23 protein-coding genes are annotated in these 26,393 nt (G+C 73.2%); 9 read left to right on the top strand and 14 right to left on the bottom strand.

Going from position 1 to position 26,393, the window contains the following annotated elements; genetic code table 11:
• Positions 1-12: 12 nt before the first annotated feature.
• Together ACIGNX_RS29610 and ACIGNX_RS29605 are read right to left on the bottom strand one after the other, a co-directional pair.
• A complete protein-coding gene (locus ACIGNX_RS29610; protein WP_396544107.1) occupies positions 13-1,008 on the bottom strand; it encodes an ABC transporter permease in 996 nt (331 codons plus the stop codon).
• Positions 1,008-1,877 carry an ABC transporter permease gene (locus tag ACIGNX_RS29605; protein WP_396544198.1) on the bottom strand — a complete coding sequence of 290 codons (870 nt, stop codon included), beginning with the start codon at positions 1,875-1,877 and terminating at the stop codon, positions 1,008-1,010. Before ACIGNX_RS29605 ends, ACIGNX_RS29610 begins: the two co-directional genes overlap by 1 nt.
• Before the next feature lie 778 nt (positions 1,878-2,655).
• Here ACIGNX_RS29605 and ACIGNX_RS29600 point away from each other — a divergent pair.
• Positions 2,656-3,291 (top strand): TetR/AcrR family transcriptional regulator C-terminal domain-containing protein, encoded by a 636-nt coding sequence (locus tag ACIGNX_RS29600; RefSeq protein ID WP_396544106.1) that lies wholly within the window; start codon positions 2,656-2,658, stop codon positions 3,289-3,291.
• 22 nt (positions 3,292-3,313) lie between these two features.
• Here ACIGNX_RS29600 and ACIGNX_RS29595 read toward each other — a convergent pair whose 3' ends face one another.
• From ACIGNX_RS29595 to ACIGNX_RS29585, 3 genes are all read right to left on the bottom strand, one after another.
• Complete coding sequence (locus ACIGNX_RS29595) at positions 3,314-4,069, bottom strand: cellulose binding domain-containing protein (protein WP_396544105.1); 756 nt, start codon at positions 4,067-4,069, stop codon at positions 3,314-3,316.
• 250 nt (positions 4,070-4,319) lie between these two features.
• Positions 4,320-4,643: a hypothetical protein gene (locus ACIGNX_RS29590; protein ID WP_396544104.1), complete on the bottom strand. Its 324-nt coding sequence runs from the start codon at positions 4,641-4,643 to the stop codon at positions 4,320-4,322.
• A 249-nt stretch (positions 4,644-4,892) separates the two neighbouring features.
• Entirely contained in the window at positions 4,893-5,537 is a 645-nt protein-coding gene (locus tag ACIGNX_RS29585) for a ZIP family metal transporter (RefSeq protein ID WP_396544103.1), read from the bottom strand.
• Positions 5,538-5,846: 309 nt separating this feature from the next.
• On the opposite strand from ACIGNX_RS29585, the gene ACIGNX_RS29580 reads away from it, so the two are divergent.
• Positions 5,847-6,500, top strand: a complete 654-nt coding sequence (locus tag ACIGNX_RS29580) for a hypothetical protein (RefSeq protein ID WP_396544102.1) — start codon at positions 5,847-5,849, stop codon at positions 6,498-6,500.
• A 510-nt stretch (positions 6,501-7,010) separates the two neighbouring features.
• Positions 7,011-7,649, top strand: a complete 639-nt coding sequence (locus ACIGNX_RS29575) for a carbonic anhydrase (protein WP_396544101.1) — start codon at positions 7,011-7,013, stop codon at positions 7,647-7,649.
• A 43-nt stretch (positions 7,650-7,692) separates the two neighbouring features.
• On the opposite strand, the gene ACIGNX_RS29570 is transcribed toward ACIGNX_RS29575, so the two are convergent.
• Entirely contained in the window at positions 7,693-8,688 is a 996-nt protein-coding gene (locus ACIGNX_RS29570; RefSeq protein ID WP_396544100.1) for an L-threonylcarbamoyladenylate synthase, read from the bottom strand.
• 321 nt (positions 8,689-9,009) lie between these two features.
• On the opposite strand from ACIGNX_RS29570, the gene ACIGNX_RS29565 reads away from it, so the two are divergent.
• The 3 genes from ACIGNX_RS29565 (at position 9,010) to ACIGNX_RS29555 (ending at position 12,965) form a co-directional block, all read left to right on the top strand.
• Positions 9,010-9,561, top strand: a complete 552-nt coding sequence (locus ACIGNX_RS29565) for an HD domain-containing protein (RefSeq protein WP_396544099.1) — start codon at positions 9,010-9,012, stop codon at positions 9,559-9,561.
• Positions 9,562-9,650: 89 nt separating this feature from the next.
• The gene (locus ACIGNX_RS29560) at positions 9,651-10,124 is read left to right on the top strand and encodes a GNAT family N-acetyltransferase (RefSeq protein WP_396544098.1); all 474 of its coding nucleotides are present in this window, start codon (positions 9,651-9,653) and stop codon (positions 10,122-10,124) included.
• A 300-nt stretch (positions 10,125-10,424) separates the two neighbouring features.
• Positions 10,425-12,965: a toll/interleukin-1 receptor domain-containing protein gene (locus tag ACIGNX_RS29555; protein ID WP_396544097.1), complete on the top strand. Its 2,541-nt coding sequence runs from the start codon at positions 10,425-10,427 to the stop codon at positions 12,963-12,965.
• A gap of 18 nt (positions 12,966-12,983) precedes the next feature.
• On the opposite strand, the gene rph is transcribed toward ACIGNX_RS29555, so the two are convergent.
• Together rph and ACIGNX_RS29545 are read right to left on the bottom strand one after the other, a co-directional pair.
• Positions 12,984-15,569 carry a rifamycin-inactivating phosphotransferase gene (rph, locus tag ACIGNX_RS29550; protein WP_396544096.1) on the bottom strand — a complete coding sequence of 862 codons (2,586 nt, stop codon included), beginning with the start codon at positions 15,567-15,569 and terminating at the stop codon, positions 12,984-12,986.
• A 357-nt stretch (positions 15,570-15,926) separates the two neighbouring features.
• Positions 15,927-16,439 carry a winged helix-turn-helix transcriptional regulator gene (locus tag ACIGNX_RS29545; RefSeq protein ID WP_396544095.1) on the bottom strand — a complete coding sequence of 171 codons (513 nt, stop codon included), beginning with the start codon at positions 16,437-16,439 and terminating at the stop codon, positions 15,927-15,929.
• Positions 16,440-16,570: 131 nt separating this feature from the next.
• On the opposite strand from ACIGNX_RS29545, the gene ACIGNX_RS29540 reads away from it, so the two are divergent.
• Positions 16,571-17,782, top strand: coding sequence for an MFS transporter (locus ACIGNX_RS29540; protein WP_396544094.1), 1,212 nt, complete (start codon positions 16,571-16,573; stop codon positions 17,780-17,782).
• A gap of 62 nt (positions 17,783-17,844) precedes the next feature.
• On the opposite strand, the gene ACIGNX_RS29535 is transcribed toward ACIGNX_RS29540, so the two are convergent.
• Complete coding sequence (locus ACIGNX_RS29535; protein WP_396544093.1) at positions 17,845-19,080, bottom strand: cytochrome P450; 1,236 nt, start codon at positions 19,078-19,080, stop codon at positions 17,845-17,847.
• A gap of 414 nt (positions 19,081-19,494) precedes the next feature.
• Between ACIGNX_RS29535 and ACIGNX_RS29530 the strand changes: the two genes are divergently transcribed.
• The gene (locus ACIGNX_RS29530; protein ID WP_396544092.1) at positions 19,495-20,838 is read left to right on the top strand and encodes a cytochrome P450; all 1,344 of its coding nucleotides are present in this window, start codon (positions 19,495-19,497) and stop codon (positions 20,836-20,838) included.
• A 45-nt stretch (positions 20,839-20,883) separates the two neighbouring features.
• Here ACIGNX_RS29530 and asnB read toward each other — a convergent pair whose 3' ends face one another.
• Positions 20,884-22,722: an asparagine synthase (glutamine-hydrolyzing) gene (gene asnB, locus ACIGNX_RS29525; RefSeq protein WP_396544091.1), complete on the bottom strand. Its 1,839-nt coding sequence runs from the start codon at positions 22,720-22,722 to the stop codon at positions 20,884-20,886.
• Between the two features lie 449 nt (positions 22,723-23,171).
• Here asnB and ACIGNX_RS29520 point away from each other — a divergent pair, with 449 nt between their 5' ends.
• On the top strand, positions 23,172-23,363 hold the full coding sequence (locus ACIGNX_RS29520; RefSeq protein ID WP_396544090.1) for a hypothetical protein: 192 nt from the start codon (positions 23,172-23,174) through the stop codon (positions 23,361-23,363).
• A gap of 99 nt (positions 23,364-23,462) precedes the next feature.
• Here ACIGNX_RS29520 and ACIGNX_RS29515 read toward each other — a convergent pair whose 3' ends face one another.
• The 4 genes from ACIGNX_RS29515 to ACIGNX_RS29500 form a co-directional block, all read right to left on the bottom strand.
• Complete coding sequence (locus ACIGNX_RS29515) at positions 23,463-23,852, bottom strand: hypothetical protein (RefSeq protein WP_396544089.1); 390 nt, start codon at positions 23,850-23,852, stop codon at positions 23,463-23,465.
• A 144-nt stretch (positions 23,853-23,996) separates the two neighbouring features.
• Positions 23,997-24,422 (bottom strand): hypothetical protein, encoded by a 426-nt coding sequence (locus ACIGNX_RS29510; protein WP_396544088.1) that lies wholly within the window; start codon positions 24,420-24,422, stop codon positions 23,997-23,999.
• Complete coding sequence (locus tag ACIGNX_RS29505) at positions 24,419-25,180, bottom strand: response regulator (protein WP_396544087.1); 762 nt, start codon at positions 25,178-25,180, stop codon at positions 24,419-24,421. Before ACIGNX_RS29505 ends, ACIGNX_RS29510 begins: the two co-directional genes overlap by 4 nt.
• Positions 25,177-26,325 (bottom strand): ATP-binding protein, encoded by a 1,149-nt coding sequence (locus tag ACIGNX_RS29500; protein WP_396544086.1) that lies wholly within the window; start codon positions 26,323-26,325, stop codon positions 25,177-25,179. Before ACIGNX_RS29500 ends, ACIGNX_RS29505 begins: the two co-directional genes overlap by 4 nt.
• Positions 26,326-26,393 lie beyond the last annotated feature (68 nt).

Below are 26,393 nucleotides of genomic sequence, written 5' to 3'. Positions count from 1 at the left end.
TCCCGCGGGACGTCAGGTCAGGCGGGCTCGTGGGTCGAGCGCGCCGTAGCAGAGGTCGACCAGGGCGTTGGCCAGGACGACGAGGAAGGCGGCGAACAGCGTGCAGCCCAGCAGCAGCGGCAGGTCGCGCTGGTTCACCGCGTCGATCAGCAGCCCGCCGAGGCCGGGCAGGCTGAACACCCGCTCGGTGATCACCGCGCCGCCCAGCAGCGTGCCGAGGTCGATGCCGAACACCGTGACGACCGGCAGCAGGACGTTGCGCAGGGCGTGCCTGCCGATGACCGAGGACTCGCGCACGCCGTTGGCGCGGGCCGTGCGGATGTAGTCCTCGCCCAGCGCCTCCAGCATCTGGGAGCGGGTCAGCCGCAGGTAGACGGCCGTGTGCGCGAACGCGAGGACCAGCCACGGCAGCACGAGGTGCCAGGCCCAGTCGACGGGGCTCTCGGTGAGCGGCACGTACCCGCCGACCGGGACCGCGTCGAGGGTGAAGCCGAGGACGAGGATGCCCAGCAGCCCCACCAGGTACACGGGCGCGGACACCCCGGCCACCGAGGCCGCGAGGGTGATCCGGTCCCACGCCGTGCCGCGGCGCAGCGCGGAGAACACGCCCCCGCCCACCCCCGCGACCAGCCACAGCACCGCCGCGCCGATCGCCAGCGAGAACGTGACCGGCAGGCGTTCGGCGATGAGCACGACGACGTCGGTGTTCTGCTGGAACGAGTAGCCGAAGCACGGTGCGCCGCAGTGGATGGAGGTCGCGCCGACGCCGAACGTGCGGCCGGTGACGATGCCGCCCAGGTAGTCGGCGAACTGCCGCCACCACGGGTCGTCCATGCCCATGAACTCCCTGGCCAGCGCCAGGTTCTGCTCGGTGCACGGCCGGCCGCACGACAGCTGCGCCGGGTCGGACGGCACGAGGTAGAACACCACGTAGGTGATGAACACGACGACGAGCAGCACGAGCGCGGTGCCCGCGATGCGGGTCGCGGCGAACTTGAGGGTGCGCATCAGCGCCTGACGTCCGTCCTGGGGTCGAGGGCGTCGCGCAGGCCGTCGCCGAACACGGTGAACGCCCAGGTGGCCAGGAACAGCGCGGCGCCGGGGAAGAACAGGAACATCGGTTCGGTCGCCACCCAGTCGACCGCCGTGCTGATCGTGCGGCCCCAGCTGGGGGTGGGCGGCGGGATGCCGACGCCGAGGAACGACAGCGCCGCCTCCAGGCCGATCTTGCCGGGGATGGACAGCGTCGCCACGACGATGATCGGCGCCCACAGGTTCGGCAGCAGCTCGGTGCGGAACACCCGCCACGGGCTCGCGCCGAGGATGCGCGCGGCGGAGACGAAGTTGCGCTTCTTCAGGGTCAGCACCTGCGCCCGCACGATCCGGGCGATGGAGGGCCAGCCGAAGAACCCGATCACGAGGATGAGCAGCAACGGCCGGGACACGTGGCTGGGCACCACGGCGCCCAGCGCGATCATGAAGATCAGGTACGGGAAGCCGAGGAAGACGTCGGCGGTCCACGTGACCACCCGGTCCAGCCAGCCGCCGCGGTAGCCGGCCGCCGCGCCGACGAGCGTGCCCAGCACCATCGACACCAGCGTCGCCACCAAGCCGATCAGGAACGACGTGCGCGCGCCGTGCACCACGATCGCGAACACGTCCCGGCCGGTCAGCGGCTCGACGCCGAACCAGTGGTCGCCGCTCACCCCGCCGAGCGCGCCCGCCGGGCCGCCGGTCTCCGGGTCGAGCGCCTCGGTCCGGTAGCTGTAGGGGTCCTGCCCCTCGATGGCCGTGAGCAGGTCCGCGCCCGCGGCGGCGAGCCCGATCAGGGCGATCGTGACGGCACCGGCGAGCGCCCAGCGGTCGCGGCCCAGCATGGCCGTGACGGCCCTGCCGACCGACCGGGTCGGGACCTCGACGCGTGGGGACAACGACGACCTGCCTCGGCGTGGACGGATGATCATCCACGATAGGCACAATCACCTGATCGGGGACCGGCTCCCATCATGTGGGAACGGGTTCCCGTAGTGTCCGGCCGGCGCGTCCGGACCGCCCTCTCGGCGGCAGCGGCCGATCATTGGTCGTTGACGCAGTCGACTGCGGTCAGGTAGTTGGTCGGTGCGCAACAGGGGTACCCGGCGCCCGGACTCCCCCGTGCCGGGCACGCCGTTCCCGCTCACCCCGGCCCTGCCGCGGCAGCGCGCGGAACAACCGCCGGAGGAGCACGCGCGCGGTCCGGGCGCGGACATCGGGCGCGGACATCGGGCGCGGTCGGTGCGTCGTCGCCGCCGTCCGGCCGGCGCGCACCCGACCTCGGCGGCCGGTCCACCGCCCTGCGGCCGGACCGGCGCGTGCCGCTGGACGTGACCGGGGGCCGACCGCCGTCACCGGCGCCGACCCGGACGGCAGCGGTCCCGGTCCGGCGGTGCTGCGCGGTATCGACCCAGCGGCGCTGCACGGTGTCGACCCGGCGGCGCTGCGCGGTGTCGGCCCGGGCGACCGTCCCGAGTGGACCGGCGTGCGCGCCGCCCCGGCCCGACGGCCACGTGGCGTGGGCCGATCGCCCCGCCGACGGCCTCGCCGGCTCCACCCGCGACGCCCGGGCCGCCATCGGCCGCCGACCGCCCCTCCCGGGCGGTCGCCTACGCTGGGCCGGTGGGCAGGACCGGAGCGGGCAGGCCGAGCCCGGCGCGACTGGACCGCGAGGCCGTCGTCCGGGCCGCGCTGGCCGTGCTGGACGACGCGGGCGCGGACGCGGTGTCCACCCGGGCCGTCGCGGCGCGGTTGGACGTGCACATGAACACCGTGCTGTGGCACGTGAAGTCGAAGTCGCGGCTGCGCGAGCTGATGGCCGACGCGATCCTCGCCGAGGTCGACCTCGACCGCCTGCCGGAGCACTGGGCGGACCGGGCCGCCGAGCTGCCCAGGCGGTTGCGCCGGGCGCTGCTGGCCCACCGCGACGGCGCGGCGGTGGTAACCGGGACCTACGCCCCCGAGCCCGCCACCCTCCGCTTCTCCGAAGCGCTCGTCGCGGCCCTGCTCGCCGGGGGCGTGGACGACCACCGGGCGGCGTGGACCGCGTGGACGGTGACCTACCTGGTGCTGGGCCTGGTGCAGGAGGAGCAGGCGGCGACGCGCGGGGACGGCGGGCGACTGGCCGACGCGCTGACGCCCGACCTGCACCCGGCCCTGCACCGGACCGCCCACCACCTGGCTCCGGGCTCGTTCGCCGAGCGCCTGGACTTCGGGGTCGGCCTGGTGCTCGCCGGGCTGCTGCCACCGACCCGGTGACCGGCGTGGCGCGGGAACCGGGTCAGGAGTTGGTCGTCGTGGTGGGCGCTGTGGTCGTGGTGGGGCCGGGCAGCAGGTAGGGCTCGGGCGCGCAGTTCAGCCACGGCCCGCCGGTGGTGCGGGTGACGGTGCCCTGCAGGCCGAGGGAGACGGACCGGCCCGGCGCCAGGGCGCGCGCCCACGGCGGTGCGCTCAGCGCGGCGGCGTTGGCGTACTGGCCCCAGTCGCCGTTCCACGACCCGCTCACGCGCTCGTCGCCGCCGAACAGGGCCGTCACGGTCCAGTCCGTGAACGCGACGGGACCGGTGTTGGTGACGGTCGCGGTGGTGAGGAAGCCGCCGTTCCAGGAGTGGGTGGTGTAGGCGACCTTGCAGTAGCGGTTCAGGTCGGGCGGCGTGGGCGCGGTGCTGGCGTAGACGTGGATGACGCCCGGTGTGACCCCCGGACCGGACACGGTGAAGTCGGCCGAACCGAAGTTCTGCACCGAGATCACCCGGACGGGTTGCGGCACGTCCCAGTCGTCCGGGGTGAAGGTCAGCCGGTGGCGCGAGCTGACGAACACCACGTCCGGCGTGCGCTCCCCCAACTCCACCGTGAGCGTGGTGGTGCCGGCGGGCCTGCCGGACAGCGACACGGTGACGACCGCGCTCGCCGCCCCCGGCATGACCGCCCGCGAGGCGCCCGTCCCGTGGTCCACCACCACGGCGGGCGCGGCCTCCCGGGCCGAACCGGGTGCGGACCCGCACACCAGCGCCGCCAGAGCGGTCAGGGCGACCACGGCCGCGAGCCGTGCGGCCGCGCCACCTCGTCCAGGACGACTTCCGGCCGACGAGTCCACGGCAATCCTCCGTTCGCCTGCGTGCGACGCGCCTGGCAGGCGGGCGGACCCCGGCGCAGGTGCAGGATGACCGACCCGTTTCCGCGGTGTCAATCGGCGGGACGCCCCACAGCCGAGCGCCTTTCGTTGGTGCGGAAGGAGGTTGCGCCCGCCGGCGCGCGGTGGTGCACCGCGCGCCGGTGGTGGTCGGTCACAGGTGCCGGCGACCTCGACCCCGCAGTCGGGCGCGGAGCACCGCGTGACGGGCCCCGGTGCCCAGGTGCCGCTCGCGCCGGGCGCGCAGGCGGCCTTGCCGGGCGGCGTGGCGCCCGCGGCCGGAGGACGGACCGCGGCCGTGCTCGTCGCCCTCGAACAACCGACGCCGGTCGCGTTCGAGCAGCGGCACGTGGATGCGGTCGCGGACCGGTGCCCCCGGTGTGCGGGCGGGAGGCACGGCCCACAGCGCCTCGATGCCGGTGCCGTCGAGGTCGGTGCCGGGGGCGGGGGGCAGGGCGGTACGGCGGAAGTCGCTCATGGTTTCGGTGGACTCCAGTGCTCGTGCAGGAGGCGGGTGCGCCGCCTCGGGACCGGTGGCGTGCGGCCCGCACCGCTCACGCGCGGTCCGGGCTTCGAGCGGCACGGTGGAGGGCGGCGGGAGTGGTTCGAACCCCGCCGTCGGCCCTCCGGGCGTCACTGGTCACTGCTGCACGTCGCCCATGATGTTGGGCGCGCGGCCACCGGTCAATCGATTTCGGGGTGGTCGCGGTCGACGCCACCGCCCGGGTCAGGCGGCCAGGACGAAGGACAGGAAGAAGCCTCCCGCCGTGGCGAACGCGTTGAGCGGGCGGCCGTGCTCGAACGCCTCCGGCATCAGGGTGTCGGCCAGCGACGCGAGCACCGCGCCACCGGCGAACGACAGCGCCACGGCCAGCACGGGATCGCCGAGCCCACCGGCGACCAGCCTGCCGAGGACCACCGCCGCCGCGAGCAGCAGCGCGCACACCGACCACGTCGCGATCACCGCCGCCCGACCCTGCCCCGACTCGCGCATCGAGACCGCGCCGACGAGCGACTCCGGCAGGTTGGAGAAGAAGATCGCCACCAGCAGCGTCAACGACACCCCGCCGGCCAGCGACACCCCGAGCGCGAGGTTCTCCGGCACCCCGTCCAGCGTCACCGCGGCTGGCAGCGCGAAACCGACGCCCTTCCCCGCACCGGCCCTGGCCACCTCCCGCCGGCCGGGTCCCGTGCGACCGGTGACGTAGCGGTCCAGCAGCGAGTCCGCGAGCACGAAGACGGCCGCGCCGGCGAGCAGGCCGAGCCCGGACCGCACCGCGCCGCCGAGGTGGAACGCCTCCTCGAACAACTCGAACGCCAGGGCGAGATCAGCGCACCGCTGGCGAAGGCCAGCAGGGTCCCGGTGACCCACCGCGGCGGGTCCCACAGCGCCCCGACGATCGCGCCGATCACCAGCGCGCTCGACGCGGCCAGGCCATACAGCACAGCGGTCGGCATGTCGACCGTTCTGGGGCCGAACGATCACCCGCACCACCGAAGCCGAATCAGATTCGCATGGCATCGCCGCCTCCCGGTGCGCCGGGCACCGCGCCCCGGTGGCGCGTTCGGGGTTCCGCGGGCGCGGTCCCGGTGAAACCGCGGCCTCGTGCGGTGCGTCAGACCCCGAGCAGTGACGAGGACATGTCCGCCACCCGGCTCGGCGAGAGGCACGCACCCCACCATGGACAGGATCTGGTTCCCCGGCAGCCCGTGGCCCGATGGCCACCGCATCGCGGAGTTCGCGTGGAACGGCAGGCTCGACCACGACGGCAACCTGTGGTTCAACATCGAACTGACCACCGCGCCCTACGCGGAGAACCCGCCGTCCGACAGCGTGGTCGAGACGGATCGCTGGACCTCGTTGTGGAGGTGGTACGAGTACGAGCGCTGCTGGCTGACCTCCTACGGCCTCGGCGACCTCCTGGCGGGCACGCCCGGCAACCCGTTCCGCCTCACCCGGCCGCACCGGCTGACCGCCGACCCGCTGCCCCTCCCCCGCCCGGGCGCCGACCTGACCTGGTTCATCCACGTCCTGGGCCACGACTCCAGCGCCGACCACGACCTCACCTTCACCCCGGAGCCGACCGGAACCGGCCACCGCATCGACTGGACCGCCAAGGTGGCCCTCACCTACCTCGGCGAGGAGGAGTTCAGCCACGACTTCCGCATACTGCTGCGCAACCGCGTGCCGGGCCGCATCACCTTCCCGGACGACGTGCCGATCGCGCGGGCCCGGGAACAGCTCGCCGAGGTCGTCGACGTGCCCGACCTGTTCGTCCCGCAGGAGGGTGACGGCAGCCCCAAGCTCGTCTTCACCCCGCACGCGGGGAAGTAGTCGGCACGGCGAACCGCCCCGGTGTGGTCACTCCCGCACACGCAGCCCCTCCACCGCCTCGTGACCGACGAGCGAGGGCGGGTCGACGTCGGCCGGCCCTGGGAAGGCGACGGTGCCTGGCGACCCGCGGGGCGACCGAGTGCGGGTGCAGCCCCGGAGCACGAAACCACCCGCGCCCAACACACGATCGCTTCGTCGCGCTCGGGACAGGTCGGCCGGCTTCGCGGGTATACCGGGACCCGCACGACCGGCCGGTCGGGGAATCGGGCCCGGAACCGTCGCAGGCGTCGCACGACCTTTCCGCACAACCGCACAACCGCACAACCCGAACCCGGCACCTTGTTCCGATTACCACTGCATCGCGGATTCCCGGAACCCCGTGAGTGCCGGCGGGAATGACGACACCGGGAACGCCACAGCCTCCCGTCCCCTCCCGCGGGAGGGGACGGACCGGGCGGGCCACCCCACATCGGGCAGCGTGACGGCACCGATCTGACCTAGGCTGTCGGTATGGTCGAGACCCAGCACCCGACTCCCCGGGAAGCCTTCGAGCTGCTGCTCGACGGCAACCGGCGCTTCGTCGCCGGCACGCCCCAGCACCCGAACCAGGACGCGGCACGTCGCGCCGAGACCGCGCCGGGCCAACGCCCGTTCGCCGTGCTCTTCGGGTGTTCCGACTCCCGCCTCGCCGCCGAGATCATCTTCGACCGCGGCCTGGGCGACCTGTTCGTGGTGCGCACCGCGGGCCACGTCGTGGGCTCGGAGGTGCTGGGCAGCGTCGAGTACGGGGTGGGCGTGCTGGACTGCCCGCTCGTCGTGGTCCTCGGTCACGACGCGTGCGGAGCGGTCGGTGCCGCGTGCGCCGCGCTCGACGATGGCGCGGTGCCGGGCGGGTACATCCGCGACGTCGTGGAGCGCGTCACCCCCAGCGTCATCGCGGCACGGGCCGCCGGGCGCGGGCAGCCGGACGAGATCCTCGCCGAGCACGTGAGCCGCACCGTCGACCTGCTGCTGGACCGCTCCCGGTCGCTCGCCGAGCGGGTGGCGGCCGGTCAGGCGGCCGTGGTCGGCCTCACCTACCGCCTGGCCGACGGCCACACCCAGCTCGTCGCGACCCGCGGCCTGGACGCCCCCGTCACCGCCGCCTGAGCAGCCCCGAAGGATCGGGCACGGAGGACCGTCACCCAGACGATCAGGGCGCTGGGGGTCGGGGCACGGCGGACCTGGGCCCCGCGGCGCGGCGCAGCCGGTTGGCGATCGCCAGCCCCAGCCCCTCCTCCGCCGGCAGGGAGGCGACGATGAGGTCGCACCCCTGCCGGTCGAGGTCCCGCAGGAACGCGTACAGCCCCCGCGCGTAGGCCGCCGTCGAGCCGGGGACCGCCACCACGGCGTGCGCCTCCACCGGGGAGCCGGCCAGGGCCGGGGGGAGGAAGACGCCGACCCGGTGCCCCCGCTCCCGTGCCCGCTCCGCCTCGACCACGACCTCCTCGGGCTCCACGAGGACGACCCGCGCCCGCGGCGCGTAGTGCGACGGGTGCTGGCCGGGCACCCGCACGGGGCTGGCCGCGGGGACGGCGAACGCGCGTCCCAGCGCGGCCTCGAGGTCCTCGCGCGTCACCCCTCCGGGTCGGAGCACGGCCGGGACGTCACCCGTGGCGTCGACGATGGTCGACTCGACGCCGACCTCGCACGGACCGCCGTCCAGCACGAAGTCGACGGCGTCACCCAGCTCCGCGCGGACGTGGTCCGCCGTCGTGGGGCTGACCGACCCGAAGCGGTTGGCCGACGGCGCCGCCACCCCGCCGCCGAAGGCCGACAGCAGCCCGAGCGCCACGGGGTGGTCGGGCACCCGCACCGCCACCGTCTCCAGTCCCCCGGTGGCCTCCGGCGACACCCGGGGACCGCGCCGCAGGACCAGCGTCAGCGGGCCCGGCCAGAACCGCTCGGCCAGCACGCGCGCGGTCTCGGGGACGTCCTCCACCCAGCCGTCCAGCCGCTCCGCGGCGGCGAGGTGGACGATCAGCGGGTGGGACGGCGGGCGGCCCTTGACCTGGAAGACGCGCGCGACCGCGGCGGGGTCCTCGGCGTTCGCGCCGAGGCCGTAGACGGTCTCGGTCGGGAAGGCCACCAGGCCCCCGGCCCGCAGCACACCGGCCGCCTTGTCGAAGTCACTGCTCGTCGCGGACACGCCCCGATTCTCTCACCCGCCCTGATCTGCGGTGATGGCGGATCCCCGCGCGGCCGCGGAATCGCGCCGACCGCGGCGGGCAAAAGGGACCGCGATCCCGAACCGATTCGGGTGATCGCCGGCCTCAAGAATCGTCGTGGCGCTGATCGCGGCGAATCCGCCGGTTTTCCCGGTTCGCGTGGCCCAATGGCGTCGGACCCAATGGCGTCGGGTGCGCCGAAGTGGACGGCCCCGCGGTGGGCGCACCGGAATTCCGGGCGCGACCGCCGCCGGTTCACCCCGGGTTCACCCACCATTCAGGTGCTCGGGGAATCCGACCGCGTGACCACCCCGCCCTACGCCGAGCACGCGCACGACCTGGCGGCGAGCCTGCTCGGGTCCACCGGGGACCGCTGGCGGCACACGGCGGCCGTGGCGGCCCGTGCCGCCGAACTGTCCACCACGGTCACCACCGGCGACCGGGACCTGCTCGTCGCCGCCGCGTGGCTGCACGACATCGGCTACGCGCCGCCCGTGGTGGACACCGGCTTCCACCCGCTCGACGGCGCGCGCCACCTCGACCGGCTGGGCTGGCCGCGCCGGATCGCCGCCCTGGTCGCGCACCACTCGGGCGCCCGCTTCGTCGCCACCGTCCTGGGCCTGGACGTGCCGCTGGCCGCCTACCCGCGGGAGACCGGACCCGTCGCCGACGCCCTGACCCACGCCGACCAGACCGTCGACAGCCGCGGCCGCCGGGTGTCCATCCGGGACCGGCTGGCCGACATGCTGGACCGGCACGGACCCGACTCCCCCAACGCCAAGGCCCACCACCTGCGCGAGCCGCACCTGCTCGCCGTCGCCCGGCGGGTCGAGGCGCGCGCGGCGACCTCGTGAACCGGACCTCCGGCGAGCGCACCGGGGTTGTCGGGGGTGGCTGGTACGTTCCGGCGCGTCCACGTGGGCCGGGTGGAGGGGGGACGTCGGTGGCAGAGGTGGCGTTGCGGGCGGTCGAGGACTCGGACCTCGACGCGCTGTTCGACCAGATGCGCGACCCGGAGTCGGTCCGGATGGCCGCCTTCACCGCGGAGGACCCCGACGACCGCGCGGCGTTCGACGCCCACATGGCGAAGGTGCGGTCGGCGCACGACGTCGCGCTGCGCGCGGTGACGCGCGACGGCGCGCTGGTCGGCAGCATCTCCAGCTTCGTCGTGGAGGGCGACACGGAGATCACCTACTGGATCGACCGCGCGGTGTGGGGGCAGGGCGTCGCGGGTCGGGCCCTCGCCCTGTTCCTCGACGAGGTCCGCACCCGGCCGTTGCACGCCCGCGCCGCCGGTGACAACGCCGGTTCGCTCCGGGTGCTGCGAAGGGCGGGCTTCGCGGTCGTCGGCACCGAGACCTCCTACGCGCCCGCCCGCGGCACCGAGATCGAGGAGACCGTCCTGCGGCTCGACTAGTGCCGCGGGCCGGAACGCCGACCCGGTGATCGGGGCGGTCGACCGGCGTCGAGCCGCCGCGGGAGAAACCGCCGGGCACCGCCTCCGCGGACCCGGGTGTCGCGGACGCCGCTGGGACCAAGGCCGTCGTCGGGACGAGCGACGCCACAACGGCCGGAACCCACCCGATGGGCACCGACCGGCGGCTCCGCGGCTCGTTCCGGGGCTTCCCGCTCCGATCCGGCACGGGACGGGGTGCCGCGGCGCTACCGTGTTCGGCCGGACGTCGACTTCCGCGACCGCGGCACCGGGTGGGGGACCATGCTCGAAAGCGCCGGCACGCGCTCCCCGACGAAGAACGGCACGTTGCGGACCCTCCTGCTCTGCGCGGTCGTCGTGCAGGCGGGTTGGGCGATGTACACCACGATCACCGAGTTCGAGGTCGACCACAACCGCTCCTCGTCACCGTGGGACCTCGTCGCGGGGGTGGTGTCCGGCGGCGAGGTGGTCGGCGTCCTGCTCGTCCTCGCGCGGCGCAGGGCCGGGTTCGCCGTGGCCGTCTCCGCCGAGGCGTTGCGCGTGCTCATCGCCCTGTTCACCAAGGCGTCGCCGGACGCGCCCATCGTGGTGGCGACGATCGCCGGCGCCATCGCCCTGCTCCACGTCCACCACCGCGACCGCGACAACCCGACCGGCGACGTGGACGGGGTCCGCGCGTCGCCGGACCACGACGCCGGGCAGCCGGCGGGACGGGGAGGGCCGGCGGGGAAGCCCGACGTCTTCCTCAGCTACTCCCGCAAGCAGTTCTACTTCGCCGAATCGCTGATGCTGCGACTGGAGGACAGCGCGGTGTCCGTGTGGTTCGACACGCACCGGATCCAGGCGGGGGTCGACTGTAGGGAGAGCATCGACCGGGGTCTCGCGGCATGCGCGTCCCTGGTGCTGGTGGCCTCGCGCGACGCCATGCGCTCACCCCACGTCGACCACGAGTGGCGTGCGGCGCTCGGGAGCGGCAAGCGCGTGTACGTCGTGCTCTTCGAGGCAGTCGAGCTGCCACCCGAGCTGGAGCGCGAAGCCGTGGCGGTCATCGACATGCGCAGCCGGTTCGAACCGGAGGTGGAGGCGTTGGTCGAGCTGCTGGCGCGACCCCGCCACCACCGCGACCGGATCCCGAGGGGCAACCCGCTGCGCCTCCCGCTCCGCCTCCCGCCGAGCGTCGTGCTCACGACCGCGACGCTGGCCCTGATCGTCGCGGCGAGCCTGTTCTTCGACGTCCTCAACGCCCGGACCCTGGTGGCGATCACCACCCCGCACGAGGAGAACATCCCCGAGAGGTCGGACCCGGGTTTCACGACCCACCTGCTCGGGTTCACCTTCCACGGGCTGTCCAGCAAGGTCTACGCGTTCCTCGGGATCACCGCGGTGACGCTGGCGCTGACGGCCCTGGCGGCGTTCCTCCTGGTGGCGATCCTCTACCGGCGCAGGTTCTTCTTCGGCCTGCTGCCACTGGCGCTGCTCGGTTCGTGCCGGCTCTACCTGAACACCAGCTTCATCGACCACTCGACCAGCCACGTCGTCGTCAGCATCAGCCACGGCCTCATGTCCACACCGGCCAACCTGAACTCGTCGGCGTGGCGGGACCTCGACGACGTGCTCCTCGGGCGGTACGTGGAGTACAGCTCCGCGACGCACTTCGACCACGGCTCCCCCTTCCTCTCCGTTGGCGACGCGGGGTCCTGCCTGACGACCACCGCCGCGCGGTGGCGGTGGCCCGCGCTCCTGCTCTTCGGGCTCGCGGTGATCGCGTTCCGGACGTCCCGGCGCTCGGCGTCCCTGTACCGCCGGCTGGCCACCGGTGTCGCGCCCGACGAGTTGCGGTTGCGGCACAACGCGGTGCCCGGCGCGCGCATCGCGACCGCCCCGCCGCACCGCGCCGATCGACCGGAGGAGTCGGCGGGGTGGCGGCTGCTGCACCACCCCGCCGACAGGGAGGTCGCGAGGGAGGTCGAGGCGGCGCTGGCCGACCGGGCGCGCGCCGACGGCGGGGGTCCGACGCCACGCGGGATCGTCGTGCTGACCAACCGGACCCCGCTGGACTGGCTCGAGGACGTCGAGCGGGAGGGGTCCGACCTGGTCTACGTCGTGTGCACGAGCATCCGGCACGTCGAGACCTCGGAGCTGCTCAGCCGGCACCAGTGGTTCGACCACCGCGAGCGGTCCCGCGACAAGCTCGCCCTGCTCGCGCGCTCGCTCCGGCCGGCTTCGCCGACGAGCGCGGGCTACTCCTTCCCGGCCCTCCCGGAGAGGTTGACCAGGGTGGTCGTGCCCGGACCCGTCTGGTACAAGAGCCACGCGATGAGGCTGTGCGCGACCTGGCTGCTGGCCGTCACCCTGTTCGGAGGGGGTCGTGCGCACAGCAGCTTCATCCAGGACGAGGGCGCGGGCCGCCTCGTCCCGGTGGTGACCCGGCTGATGTTCCTCGTCTGCGTGCCCTGTTGCCTGTACCTCTTCTGGCTGGCCGTCGAACTCGCGTCGTGCCGCACCACCTACCCGCGGTTCCGGGCGCGCCTGAACACCGTCGTGGTCGTCCTCTTCACCACGCAGCTCCAGTTCCTGCTGTCCTTCGACGACCAGTTGGGCACCGTCCTGCTGGGCGCGCTGGTCAACGCCTTCCTGGCGGTCGCCTGGCTCACCCCCGACCCCGACCCGGTACGCCGGTGGCTGCCGACGGTCCCGAGCCGGGAGGTCGACACGCCGGCCGTGCCGTTGCGACACCAGTTCGCGCGGTCGACGGTGATCTACCTGGCGTGGTTCGCGTTGTCCTACTGGTCGGCCGTGACGTTCTTCGCGGACTCCGCGTGAGAGAGCGGTGCGACCGGTCTACGACAGGATCTCGACGTACCCGTCGGTGCCGTTGACGCGGATGCGCTGGCCGTCCCGGATCACCCGCGTGGCGCGTTCGACGCCGACGACGGCCGGCAGGCCGTACTCCCGCGTGATCACCGCGCCGTGCGTCATCAGGCCCCCGACCTCGGTCACCAGGCCCGCGACCGCGACGAACAACGGCGACCAGCTCGGGTCGGTGTGGGCCGTGACCAGGATGTCGCCCGGCTCCACGTCGGCCGTCGCCATGTCGAGGATGACCCTCGCCCGCCCCTCCACGGTCCCGGCGGACACCGGGAGGCCGACCAGCGCCCCGGCCGGCAGGTCGTCGCGCCGGTACGCGCCGTTGACGGTCTCGCCGTCCGAGGTGATGACCCGCGGCGGCGTCAGCGCCTCGTAGGACCGGAACGCCTCCTTGCGCCGGGCGATCAGCCCGTCGTCCACCCGGTTCGCGCGCACGACCTCGTGGAACTCCTGGAACCTCAGGAAGAAGACGTCCTCCGCCTCGCGCAGCACGCCCGCCCGCACCAGGCGCGCGGCCTCGCCCAGCAGGGCCCGCTTGTAGACGAAGTAGCGGCTGATCATGCCGTACTTCGGGAACTCGCGGTACCCCGTGAACGTCCGGACGAGGTCGATCCTCCGCTTGGTCTCCCCGGCCTTCCGCTCGCCGTCCGGCAGTGCCCGCAACCGCTCCAGCAGGTCCCGCTCGGCCTTCGCCGCCTCCTGCCGGCCCCGCTCGAAGCGCCGCGCGCCGGCGCCCGGCTCGACGTCGGCGATGTTGGTCAGCAGCACGGGCAGCAGCGCGGTGGGCCGCTCGCTCCACCGCGGCCTGGTGATGTCGATCTCGCCGACGCAGCGCATGCCGTACCTGTCGAGGTAGGCGGTGATGGCGTCGCGCGCCTCCCGGCCGCCGTCGAGCCCGACCAGCCGGTCGAGGAAGTCGTCGTCCCGGACGTCCCGCAGGAAGGCGACGACCTCCGGGAACGGGCGGATCGCGTCCGCGACGTCGAGCAGCGCCAACCCCATTTCCGAGGTGACGTTGTGCGGCACGGACTGCGTGAGCACGTCGGCCGCGTTGCGCTCGCCCAGCCACTCCAGCAGGTGCTCGTTGAGCCACCAGGTCGCCTGCATCGCCGCCATGATCACCTGGAGGCTCCGCGGCTCGAACAGCAGCCGTCGCAGCTCCTGGACGTCGTCCAGGATGAAGTCGAGCAGCTCCGGTCCGGTCTTCGCGCGGATCTCGGCCTTGACCGCCGCGACGGACTCCTCGCCGAGCCGGATCAGCTCCGCGACGAGGGCGGGGTCGGGTTCGACCGCGACCGGCGCGGCGCCCGGGATCGGCGGTGCGGCCGCCTCGTCGGGCAGCGACGGGACGAAGCCGTCGCGGTCGAGGACGGTACGCAGCGCGTCCTGCATCAGCGGGTCCGACTTCCCGGCGACGCCCAGGAGGCCGGCGCGGGTCGTCGGGGACGCGAGCTGGCGGGTGACGTCGACGAACAGCCGCCCGCCGGCCTCGGCCATCGGTCGGGGCGTGGTCAGCTGCCACACCGACAGCCCCAGGGGCTTCATGGCGTCGGTCATCATCTGCTGGTGGCCGACGGAGAGGTAGACGTGGTTCTCCCCGTCGTCGGCCTCGGGGACGGGGAACAGGGTCGTGATCGGGCGGCTCTGGACGATCTGGAAGCCGTCGTCGTCCAGGCACCACTCGATGTCCTGGGGACGGCCGAAGTGCGCTTCGACCCGCCGGCCGAGCCGCACGAGCCGCACCACCTGCTCGTCCGTCAGCGCGGGCCGGTCGCGCCGCTCCGGGTCGGTCGCCCGCTCCCCCGTCCCGCCGCCCGGCAGGGCGTGCACGGCCAGCTCCTTGGCGGCGATCGCCCTGGCCACCACCCGGTCGTCCCGCACCTGGTAGGAGTCCGCGTTGACCAGGCCGGACACCAGGGCCTCGCCGAGGCCGACGGTCGCCTCGACGGTGGCGACCCGGCGGTTGGACGTGACCGGGTCGGCGGTGAACAGGACGCCGGCCGCGTGCGGGAAGACCATCCGCTGCACGACCACGGCCATGTGGACCCCGCGGTGGTCGAAGCCGTTGCGCAGCCGGTAGGTCACGGCCCGTTCGGTGAACAGCGAGGCCCAGCACCGGCTGACGTGCCGCAGCACCTCCCGCGCGCCGACGACGTTGAGGTAGCTGTCCTGCTGGCCCGCGAACGAGGCGCCCGGCAGGTCCTCGGCCGTGGCGCTGGACCTGACGGCGTAGGGCACGTCGTCGTCCAGCGCGCCGGTGACGGCCTCGGCCACGTCGTCCGGGATGGCGATCCCCTCGACGGCCCGCCGGACCTCCTCGCTGCGCTCGCGGATCCCCTCCCGGTCCCCGGGGGTGAGCCGAGCCAGCCGGTCGAGCGGCTCGGCGATCGACGGCGCGTCCCCCACGACCCGCCGGAACGCCTCCGTCGTCACGCAGAACCCGGCCGGCACCCGGATGCCCTCGACGCGTGACAGCTCCCCCAGGTGCGCGCCCTTGCCGCCCACCGCCGCGACCCGCGTCCGGTCGACGTCCTGGAAATCGAGCACGTAACGGCCCATCCGCCCACTTCCCCCGTCCGCCCTCTCGGGCTTCTCGCGTTTCGCACAGCCGGTCCTCGGGTCGGGCGCGCTACCGGCACGCTTTTTCCGCAGGTCCGAGCCGCAGCGGGAGATTCTGCGGCACCACCGGGGTCTTGCCGCAAGACCCCCTGTGTGCTATATGTTGAACATGGCAGGGAGATGAGATTTCTCCTTGCCTTTTTCGTTCCCGCCGTTGTTCACCCCACCTCCCCGTCGGCGGACCGCGGCGGCGCTCCACCGCCATCATGGCCGCCGCAGGGAGGACCCGCCGGGCGACGTGCCCGCGTCGTACGTGCCGCCGGTCCCCTCCCCTCCGCGCGAGGGGGCGGGGTGCGCTCAGGGAGCGGCAGCGCCGTCGAGCACGGCCGCGCAGGCGGCCTCCATCCGAGCCGTCACGGTCGGGCCGGGCGGCGCGGGGCGCAGGCGGGCGCCCGGACCGAGGTGGACCTCCCGGAGTTCGTCCATGAACGCCTCCCACGCCGGCGGGCCGCCGTCCTCGAGCACCCGGGCCCGGGCGGCGTGCACGTCGGTCACCGGGAGGTGCCGGGTGCCCCAGATGTTGAGCTGGGCGAAGACGGGCACGAGCTGGATGGCCTGCTCGGTGAGGTTGTAGGTGACCTTCTGCTTGTGCGAGGGGTCGTCGGCCTTGGTGAGCAGGCCGTGCTCGACGAGCGCGGCGAGCCGGTCGGCCAGGACGTTCGAGGAGATCCGCTCGGGGCCGGCGAGCAGTTCGCGGAAGTGGCGGGCGCCGGCGAAGATCACGTCGCGCAGGACCAGCAGGGTCCACCGGTCGCCGAAGATCTCCAGCGACAGGTTGATCGGGCAGTTCGACCGCGTGTCCTTGCGCACCGCACCCACCTCCCGGCCGGTTGCCGACATCCACCATTGTGCCCTACCGTTACAACTGGTTGCGAAATGAGAGCAGTCAGCGCCCGTGCGGATGGCGAGGCGCGCGTGGACACGCGTGGAGGACGGTGCACATGAGTACCCAGCAGGCGGCGGCGAGCCGGAGGAGTCCGACTCCCGTCCTGATCACGCTGTTCTTCGGCGTGTTCGTCATGGGGTGCGCGGAACTGCTCGTGGTCGGCGTGCTGGACCTGATCGCCGCGGACCTCGACGTCTCCGTGCCCGCGGCGGGCGCGCTGGTCACCGCCTTCGCCCTGGGCATCGCGATCGGCGGCCCGGCCCTGACGATGCTGACGATCGCCCTGGACAAGCGGGTCGTCCTGGTCGGCGCGCTCGTCGTGTTCGTCCTGGCCAACCTGGTCCTGGTGACGACGGCCGAGTACGGGTTGTTCATCGCGGCGCGGTTCGTGGCGGGCGCGGTCGAGGGCCTGTTCATCGGCGTCGCGTTCGTGACGGGCCTGTCGATCGTTCCGCCGGAGCGCGCGGGCCGGGCGATCTCGCTGATCATCTCCGGGGTCACCGTGTCGGCCGCGCTGGGCGTGCCGCTGGGCACGCTGGCGAGCCGGCAGTTCGGCTGGCGCGGCTCGTTCACCGGGATCATCGTCCTGTGCGTGGTCGCGCTGGTCGCGACCCTGGCGCTGGTCCCCTCCGTGGCCGGCACCGGTCGCGGCGCGGGCGGCCAGGCGAAGTACGCGTTCGCGCCCCGGGTGCTCGGCATGCTGACCGTGAACATCACGGTGTTCGCGTCCCTCTACACCGCCCTGACCTACATCGTGCCGTTCCTGCAGAACGTCACGGGCGTGACCGGCGCGGTGATCAGCGCGTTCCTGTTCGCCTACGGCCTGGCCACCGCGGTGGGCAGCTTCGGGGGCGGCCGGTTCGCCGACAAGAACGCGGCCGGCACGCTGATCGTCGGCACGGCGGGCACGGCGGTCGCGCTGCTCGCGCTCTACTTCGTCGGCTCCGTCCCGATCCTCGTGGCCCTGGTGATGCTGGTGTGGGGCGTGCTCGCCATGAGCATGACCTCCGCCCTGCAGCTCCGCGTGGTGACGCTGGCCGGACCCGGCGCCCAACTGGCGTCCTCGCTGCCGGCCTCCGCGGTCAACGTGGGCATCGCCGCGGGCTCGGCCGCGGGCGGCGTGGCGATCGGCGGGTTCGGGCCCTCGGCGCCGGTGCTCACCGCGGCGGTCATCGCCGGGGTCGGCATCCTGCTCGCCTGGGCCACCAGCCACCTCAAGCCGCCGGTGGTCGAGCAGGCCCCGGAGCCGGCTCCCCGGGTGTCCTGACGCGCGCTCCCCGCGGCGATCCGGGCGCGTCCCGCCACCCGGGTCGCCGCGACCCGCGCGGATCACCCGGTCAGCACGACCGGCAGCGCCGCGTGGCCGTTGGAGACGAACGACCCCAACGGGCGCAGTTCCCCGGCCGGGACGGCGAGCCTCATCGCCGGGAACCTGGCGAACAGGGCGGACAACCCGATCTCACCCTCCAAACGGGCCAGTGGGGCGCCGAGGCAGTGGTGCACGCCGTGGCCGAACGCGAAGTGGTCGCGGCGGGTCGGCCGGGTCGGGTCGAACTCGGCGGCGTTGTCGCCGTGGACCTTCGGGTCGCGCCCGCCCGCGCCGAACGCGACCACGATCGGGTCACCCGCGGGGATGAACGCGTCACCGAGGTCGAGGTCCTCCACGGCGTAGCGCAGCGGCAGGTTCGTGATCGGCGCCTCCAACCGCAGCGACTCCTCGATCACGTCCTCCCACGCCAGCTCGCCGTCCAGCACGGCGGCGCGGTGCGCGGGGTGGGTCAGCAGCAAGGTCACCGTGTGGTCGAGCAGGTTGACCGTCGTCTCGTGGCCCGCGGTGAACATCAGCATCACGGTCGCCACCAACTCCTGCTCGCTCAGGTGACCGCCATCGTCCTCATGCGCCTGGACCAGGCCGGTGGTGACGTCGTCACCGGGTCGGGCGCGCTTGATCGCGACGAGCTCGTGCAGCAGCCGGTACACCTCGATGCCGGTGGCCTGGACCTGCTCGGGGGTGGCCGAGGTGTCCATGACCTCGTGCACCGCGCGCAACAGGTCGCCGCGGATCTCGTCCGGGACGCCGAGCAGCTCGGAGATCATCCGCACCGGCAACGGGTAGGCGAACCGCCGGCGCAGGTCGACCACCTCGCCCGCGGGCACCTCGGCCAACCCGGCCAGCAGGTCCGCGGCGCTCGCCTCGATGCGCGGGCGCATCGCCTGCGTGCGCCGGGCGGTGAACGCCTTCGCCACCAGCTTGCGCAGCCTGGTGTGCTCCGCGCCGTAAGCGGCGATCATGTTCCGCTGGGACACCCACATGGACAGCGACCACGTCTTGGCCAGTTCGCTCTCGCCACCGCCCCAGGCGGGCCAGTGGCGGTAGGTGTCGCGGGACACCCTCGGGTCGGTGAGCAGCTGTTTGATCAACGCGTGGTCGGTGACCCACCACGCGATCACCCCACCGGGCAGCTCGACCCGCACCGCGCGACCCAGGGCGCGCAGCCGCTCGGACTCGCCGTGGACGTCACGTCCGGCCATGTCGATGACGGGGAACCTCGTCTGGCTCGTCATGGGTACCTGCTCCCAACCTGCTCGCGGAGTTCCAATGGACGCGCGGACGACCGCGTCGACACCCGACGCGGTCTTCGGGGGAACCGACGGGCTCACGTTCCCGTCCCGAAAAGCCTAGCCACGCAACGGGATCGCGTCGAGCGCGTACCACGTTTCCGGTGTGCTCCCCGCCCGGGGAACGGAGTCGTCGCCGGGACCGGGCGCCGCGGTTGGGGCAAACGAGTGACAGCCGGGGGCGCACGTGCCCGAACCTGTTGTCCGACCGCGCCGTGAATTACCATAACCGTTGTTGCACAAGGGATCGCGAGATGCGCGACCGCGTCCGCGCGTAGCCGGGGGGCACACGTCGGACCCGTTTCCCCGATCGGCACTTCGAAGGGCGACGGACCGTTCCCACCCACGGGGGGATCTTCGATGGCCACCGCGAGAGCACCCAGGGCGCCGGGTTGGCTGCCGCTGCTGGGTCACACGGTCCCGCTGCTGTTGCGGCGGACCCGGTTCACGTCGTCGCTGCACCGGTACGGCGACCTCGTCGAGGTCCACATCGCGGGCCGTCCCGGTTACGTGGTGACCGACAAGGAGTTGGTGCACCAGGTGCTGGTCGCCGACGCCGGGAACTACGAGCGCGGCCGCGTGTTCGACAAGCTGCGGCCGTTCATGGGCAACGGCCTCGTCACGTCGACCGGAGCGCGGCACCGGCGGCAGCGGCGGATGGTGCAGCCCGCGTTCCACCGGCGGGAGATCTCCGGGTACGTCGCGAGCATGGTGCGGGCCGCCACCGAGCTGGTCGACTCCTGGCAGGCCGGGGAGTCGCGCCCGATCGACGACGACATGCAGCTCGTCGCGGGCACCGTGGTCGCCAGGGCGCTGTTCTCCGACAGCCTCGACGCGCCGAGGCTGCGGGAGTTCCTGCGCTGCAACAGGGTCCTCGTCAGCCAGAGCACCGTGCGGGCGATGTCGCCCGGCCTGGTCGGCGCGTTGCCCCTGCCGGCCAACCGCCGGTTCGACCGGGCGGTCGAGCACGTCCGCCGCACCGTGCGCGAGGTGGTCGCCGAACGCCGTGCGCGCCCCGACGGGCACTCCGACCTGCTGTCGGTGCTGCTGGCCGCCCGGGACGAGGACACCGGGCGGGGCATGACCGACGAGGAGGTCCACGACGAGGTCGTCACGTTGTTCGTCGCCGGCGTGGAGACGGCCTCCCGCGTGCTCGCCTGGGCCTTCCACGAGCTGGGCCGGCGACCCGACGTCGAGTCGCGGGTGGTGGCCGAGGTCGACGAGGTGCTGCGGGGCCGGCCGGTCGAGGTCGGGGACCTCCCGGAGCTGACCTGCACCCGTCGCGTCGTCAACGAGGTCCTCCGCCACTACGGGCCGTGGTTGCTGATGCGGCGCCCGGTCACCGACGTCGAACTCGGCGGTGTCCGGCTGGCCGCGGGCACCGAGCTGATCATCAGCCCGCACGCCCTGCACCACGACCCCCGCAGCTTCCCCGAGCCGGAGCGGTTCGACCCGGACCGGTGGCTGCCCGAGCGCGCCGCCGACGTGCCGCGCCACGCGTTCATCCCGTTCGCCGCGGGCGTGCACCAGTGCCTCGGCAGCAACTTCGCGCTGGCGGAGATCACCGTGGTGCTCGCCACCGTGCTGGCACGGGTCCGCCTCGTGCCGGTGCCCGGCAAACCGGTGCGGGAACTGGTGACCAACGTGCCGGTGCCCAGTCGGCTCCCGATGACGGTCGTGCCGCGCGCCCCTCGTCGGGGGTGAGCGGGGTCGGGAGGCCGTGCCGCGCGGGAACGGCCTCCCGACCGGTCAGGCGAGTACCAGCCGGGGCCGGTAGAGGTCGAGCCACACGGCGAGGTCGAGCGTGCGCTCCAGGCCGAGCCGGTCCAGCCTGCTCATGGCGGTCGGGTCCTCCTCGACCGCGCGGCGCAACCACGCCCGGTCCATCAACTCGAACACGGCGTTGTCCCGGTCGGCCAGCAGGTCCCCGGCCTGCTGTTGCAGCTCGCGGGCGTAGTGCGGGTCCTGCGTGGACGGGTAGGGGCTCTTCGGCCGCCAGGCGACCGACTCCGGCAACACGTCCTTCACCGCGCCGCGCAGCAGGCTCTTCTCCATGCCGTCGTAGGTCTTCATCGACCAGGGGGCGTTGTAGACGTACTCGACCAGCCGGTGGTCGCAGAACGGCACCCGCACCTCCAGGCCGACGGCCATGCTCAACCGGTCCTTGCGGTCGAGCAGGAACCGCAGGAACCGGGTCACGTGCAGGTGGATCATGATCCGCATCCGGTACTCGTGGTCCTCCTCGGTGTCCAACCGCCCGACGTCCGAGACGGCGCCGTCGTACCTGGCGAGCCGGTACTCCTCCAGCTCGAGCGAGGACAGGACCTCCGGCCGCAGCCCGGTGCCGTCCTTGTCGAGCGGACCCACGCTGACCGCGATCCACGGGAACGCGCGGGCCTGCTGGATCGCGGGTGCCCGCATGTGCCGGTAGCCGCCGAAGATCTCGTCGGCCGCGTCGCCCGAGAGCGCGACGGTCGACCGCTTCCGGATCTCCCGGAACAGCAGGTACAGCGACAGGTCCATGTCGCCGAGGGTCATCGGCGAGTCCCGCGCGGCGATGACGGCCCTGCGGACCTCGGGATCGGCCAGCGCCTTCGGGTCCAGCACGATGTCGGTGTGGTCGGAGCCGACGTGCTCGGCGACGTCCTTGATGAAGGGCGTGTCGGCGGTGACGTGGAACTCGTTCGGCGTGAAGTTCTCGGCCTGGCCGACGAAGTCGACCGCGAACGTCCGCACCCGCTCGACGTCGCCCAGGTGGATCGCGGCCAACGCGGTCAGCGCGCCCGAGTCCAGCCCGCCCGACAGCAGGACGCAGCGCGGCACGTCGGCGACCAGTTGGTGGCGCACGCTGTCGGCCAGCAGCTCGCGCACCGTCCCGACGGTGGTGTCCAGGTCGTCGTTGTGGGGACGCGTCTCCAGTCGCCAGTAGGTGCGCTCGCGCACGCCGTCGGCGTCGACGGTGACCACCGTGCCGGGCTCCACCTGGTCCATCCCCGCCCAGAACGCCTCGCGCGGGCTGTAGGCGTAGGACATCGCCTCGCGCAGGCCGTGCACGTCGACCACCGGCTCGGCGATCGGGTTGGCCAGGATCGCCTTCGGCTCCGAGCCGAACAGCAGGCCGTCGGGCGTGCGGTAGTAGTAGAACGGCTTGATCCCCAACCGGTCGCGGACCATCACCAGCTTCCGCTCCCGGCCGTCCCAGATCGCGAACGCGTACATGCCGACCAGCCGCTCCGCCAGCGCGGGCCCCCAGTGCAGGTACCCCCGCAGCACGACCTCGGTGTCGCTCGCGGTCCCGAAGCGCTCACCCCGCCGGATCAGCTCGTCGCGCAGCTCGGCGAAGTTGTAGACCTCGCCGCTGAACACCAGCGACACCTCGCCGCCCGGCGTGCGCACCGACATCGGCTGCGCCCCGCCGGGGATGTCGATCACCGCCAGCCGCCGGTGGCCCAGGGCGACGTGCCGCTCGGACCACGTGCCCGAGGCGTCCGGGCCGCGGCACGCCATCGTCACCGTCATCGCGTCCAGGGTCGCGTGCTCGCGGGTCAGGTCGCGGTCGAACGAGACCCACCCCGTTATCCCACACATGTGTCAGCCTCCCGTGGGGTTCACAACGATTCCCGTGCTCCTGCTCCGCGCCGCTGCCACGACATTCCGCCCGATCGGCGCTGTCGGCATGCGGGGGGTGATTCCCAGTATTCGCGGGGCACAATGAAGGCTCTTCTTTCATCGTGCCCTGTGCGCGTTTTCGGGCGCAGGTGGAATTCGATCACCAGTGGCCTCGGTAGTGAATTCCAGACGTCCGGGAAACAGTCGCCCGACAGGTTACCGCACCGAGGTCACAGGAGGTTGTCGCAGCTAGTCGGGCACAGTGGGAAGGGGAATGACTGCCCGTCCGACGGAAAGACCCGGCGCGCGGGTCACTGATCCGCGGATTCCGATCGCCATTCGAGCCGGGCAATCGCCTCTGCGCGGACGAACGAGGAGTCCGACCCACGGGCGGATCGGCGGCGGTCGCCCGTCAAATGGTTCGCCAAGTGTCGACGATCGTCGTCGCGTCGCCGGGAATGGTGCCCCGACCCGCCACCGGGGACATCGAGGTGCCCGCCGGCCTGACCGCTCGCGGATCGACCGCGGCGCGGCGGGACCGGCGCGGTGGTCGCGGTGATTCCACTGTGGAGGACAAGTCGTCCCATGTGGACGGCCTGACTCTTTCGATTGCGGTGTAACGTATTCACCGTCCGCTGAACCGAGGTCTGTCGCCGAACGACGGTGCCGCGGTGGTGCCACGGGAGGCCGTGGCACCACCGCACAGCGGTCGAGCGGGATCAGCAGGCGCCCACCGCCGACTGGTTGGTGACGAAGGACGAGTGGACGAAGGCCCACTGCGTCGCACCGCCCGTGTGCGTGACGTAGGCCCGGAACCAGCGGTTGCTGGAGTAGTTGCCGGTGGCCCAGTCGCCGTCCTTCCAGCAGCTCACCCAGGACACCTGGTAGTTCGAGCCCGGGTCGGCGGTAACCCAGCCCAGGAAGGTGTTGTTGAGGTAGGCGTCGGTGCGCGCGGCGGCGCCCGACTGGACCAGCATGGTGGCGTACTGGGCGCTCACGTCGCCGCCGGTCGTGGGCTCGGCGTCGGCGGCGGGCGCGCCGAGCACCAGCGCGGCGGGCAGCGCCGCCGTGGCGGCGGCCGCGGAGAGGAAGCGGGACAGCGTCTTCATGGTCGTCGGGACTCCTTCGGTGGCCGGGAGCGCGGGGTCGCGCTCCTCGCACCCCGAACTCTCGTCGCCGGGCGGCGCCCCGGGAACGGACAAATGTGGTCGGTCCGGCCGCCTGCGGGGTGCTATGCGCCGGCCCGCCGGGGGTCATCCGGCGGCTTGGTCTCGGCACTGCGCCGCGGTGGTGCCGGCGAGCCGGTCGTCGTCGCAGACCAACCGCCGGTACGCGGCGGAACCGTTGGCGGACTTCGCGCTGACGCCCCAGTTCCCGGACGTGCCGCCGCACCCGACGTCCACCCGGTACTCGGCGGTGAACCGCTGGCGGAACGTGAAGCGCTTGACCGCGGTGGACCCGCCCTCGCCCTCCTCGCCCCACCACGAGCCGCCCGAGGCGGACTCGACCCAGATCCCGACGGGCGGGTTGCCCGAGGCGCAGCTGACGTCGATGGTCAGGTTCCGGTTGCTCGTCACGGGGACCGTCGCGGCGAGCACGACCCAGGTGGCGACCAGGACGGCCAGCAGGACGTACGGGGTGGCACCGGCTCGACGCCGCCCGGGGTTCGGCTCGGTCATCGGTGGAACTCCCGCACGGTGTCGTCCAGGAAGAACTGCCAGTTCTGCCCGGCGTAGCGGACCACCTCGGCGGAGGGCGGACCGTCGAGGGTGCAGCCCGGGTCGAAGGCCACCAGCCTGGCGCGCAGGGCGTCCATCCCCCGGCGCACGGTCCCGGCGGTGACGCCGACGACCTTCGCGATCGCGGCGTGCTCGTGCACCCCCAGCGCCATGGCCCGCCACACCGCCAGCCTCGTGGCGGAGGTGAAGAACGTGTCGGCCAGCGACGGCGAGGAGGCGGGCGGGAAGTACATGCGCAGCAACGGGTCGACGTGCTCACGGCCCTCCACCGCGGCGCGCACGGCGGCGGGCAGCTTGCCGACCGCGTCCTTGGGGCACATGACGCGGCAGCCGAGCTGTTCGTGGGCGAACACCATGTGCAGGCGGCGGTTGGGTTCGCCGTTGGTCCACAGCACCGTGCGCACGGGCGGTGCCGCCTCGTCGGCGGCGCGCAGCACCGCCAGGCCGCTCAGGTGCAGCCGCTGGTCGGTCAGCCGCACCCCGCCGCGGCGGCGGCGCTGCTCGAACTCCACCGAGTGCGCCTGGTACAGCATGTCCACGACGGCCACGTCGAAGTGCTCGCGCCGCAACCGGACCAGGGCCTCGACCGGGTCGGGCACCACGGTCACCTCGCAGCCCATCGCCCCGACGAGTTCGGTGACCGCCGCCTGGGCCGCGACGCCCTCGTCCTCGACCAGCAGCACGCGCATCCCGCTCACCGGGCCGACCGCAGCGGGAGCGCGAGCCGGATCGCGGTGCCGCCCCCGGGCCCCGGGTCGAGCAGGAGCAGGTCGCCACCCAGCTCCAGCAGCTTCCGGCGGAGGCGCTGCATGGTGCTCGTGGGCTCGGCGAACGCCTCCGGCGCCAACCCGGGCCCCTCGTCCCGCACGTCGAAGACCATCCTGTCACCGTCCAACGCGAAGTCGAGCGCCACCGCGCCTCCCCCGTGGTCCACGACGTTCTTGAGCAGGTCGGCCAGCCCCTGCTCCAGCACGATCGCGCGGTCCCGGGGGATCGTCAGCGCGCCGAGGCGGGGCGGCGAGAGGAGGACGAGCCGGTCCCCGTGCAGGCGGACCGCGTTCTTGACGATGTCGACCGCGCCCACGTTGTGCTCCTGGAGCAGCAGTTGCCTGCGTCGCGCGTACGTGATCTCCCGCAGCTCCCGGCTCACCTGCCGCGCGTCGTGCCCGGAGTCGATCCGCCGCGCGGCGCCCTCGACGTGGGAGTGGAAGTCGCCCAGCGCGACCTCGTAGCTGCGGGTGAGGGCCTCGGTCTCCACCCGCACGGCGATCCGGCACAGCCAGGCGATCCCCTTGCCGGTGAGGAACCACACCACGGCCCACACCGCGTACTGGGCCACGCTGCGCACGTGCGCCCCGGTCAGGTCCCAGCGGTGCATCAGCCCGAGGATCAGCAGCGGGTGCAGCACGATCGCCACGACGAGGCCGCACTCGATCGCCCACCTGCGCAGCGGGTTGCGGAACCCGTCCCACGGGTAGAACGCGAACACCGTCAGCGGGATGAGGGCGTAGTTGCCCATCGGCACGCCGTTGCCGTAGGCGGCGAAGTCGCCGGGCGCCAGCAGGTGGGCCAGCAGGAGCTGGACGACGAAGATCATCGCGATCCACACCGACGTCCACGCGTGCCCGCGGGTGAGGGGCCCGCGCCGGTACACCACCAGCAGTGCCAGCAGCAGGTGGAGGCCGCCCAGCGCGAAGACGACCGGCAGCGCGCCGTCGCGGTAGCGGTCGTTGACGGCGCTCATGACGAGGTTGGTCGCCTGGAGCAGCAGCACGACCGCCTCGAACGGTTTGATCAGCTTGCTGGTGGTGGCCGCCAGGAGTTCGACGTCGGGCCGCGGCATGGGTCAGTGGTAACCCGGAACCGGCGTGGTCGACACCGCACTATTGCCGTCGCCGTCGACCGGGCCGC

Origin of the sequence: Actinosynnema sp. NPDC053489 (assembly GCF_044544865.1) — a bacterium.
Classification (GTDB): domain Bacteria; phylum Actinomycetota; class Actinomycetes; order Mycobacteriales; family Pseudonocardiaceae; genus Actinosynnema.
Note: the sequence above shows the minus strand (reverse complement) of the source record. Positions and strands in the feature narration are given on the sequence as shown.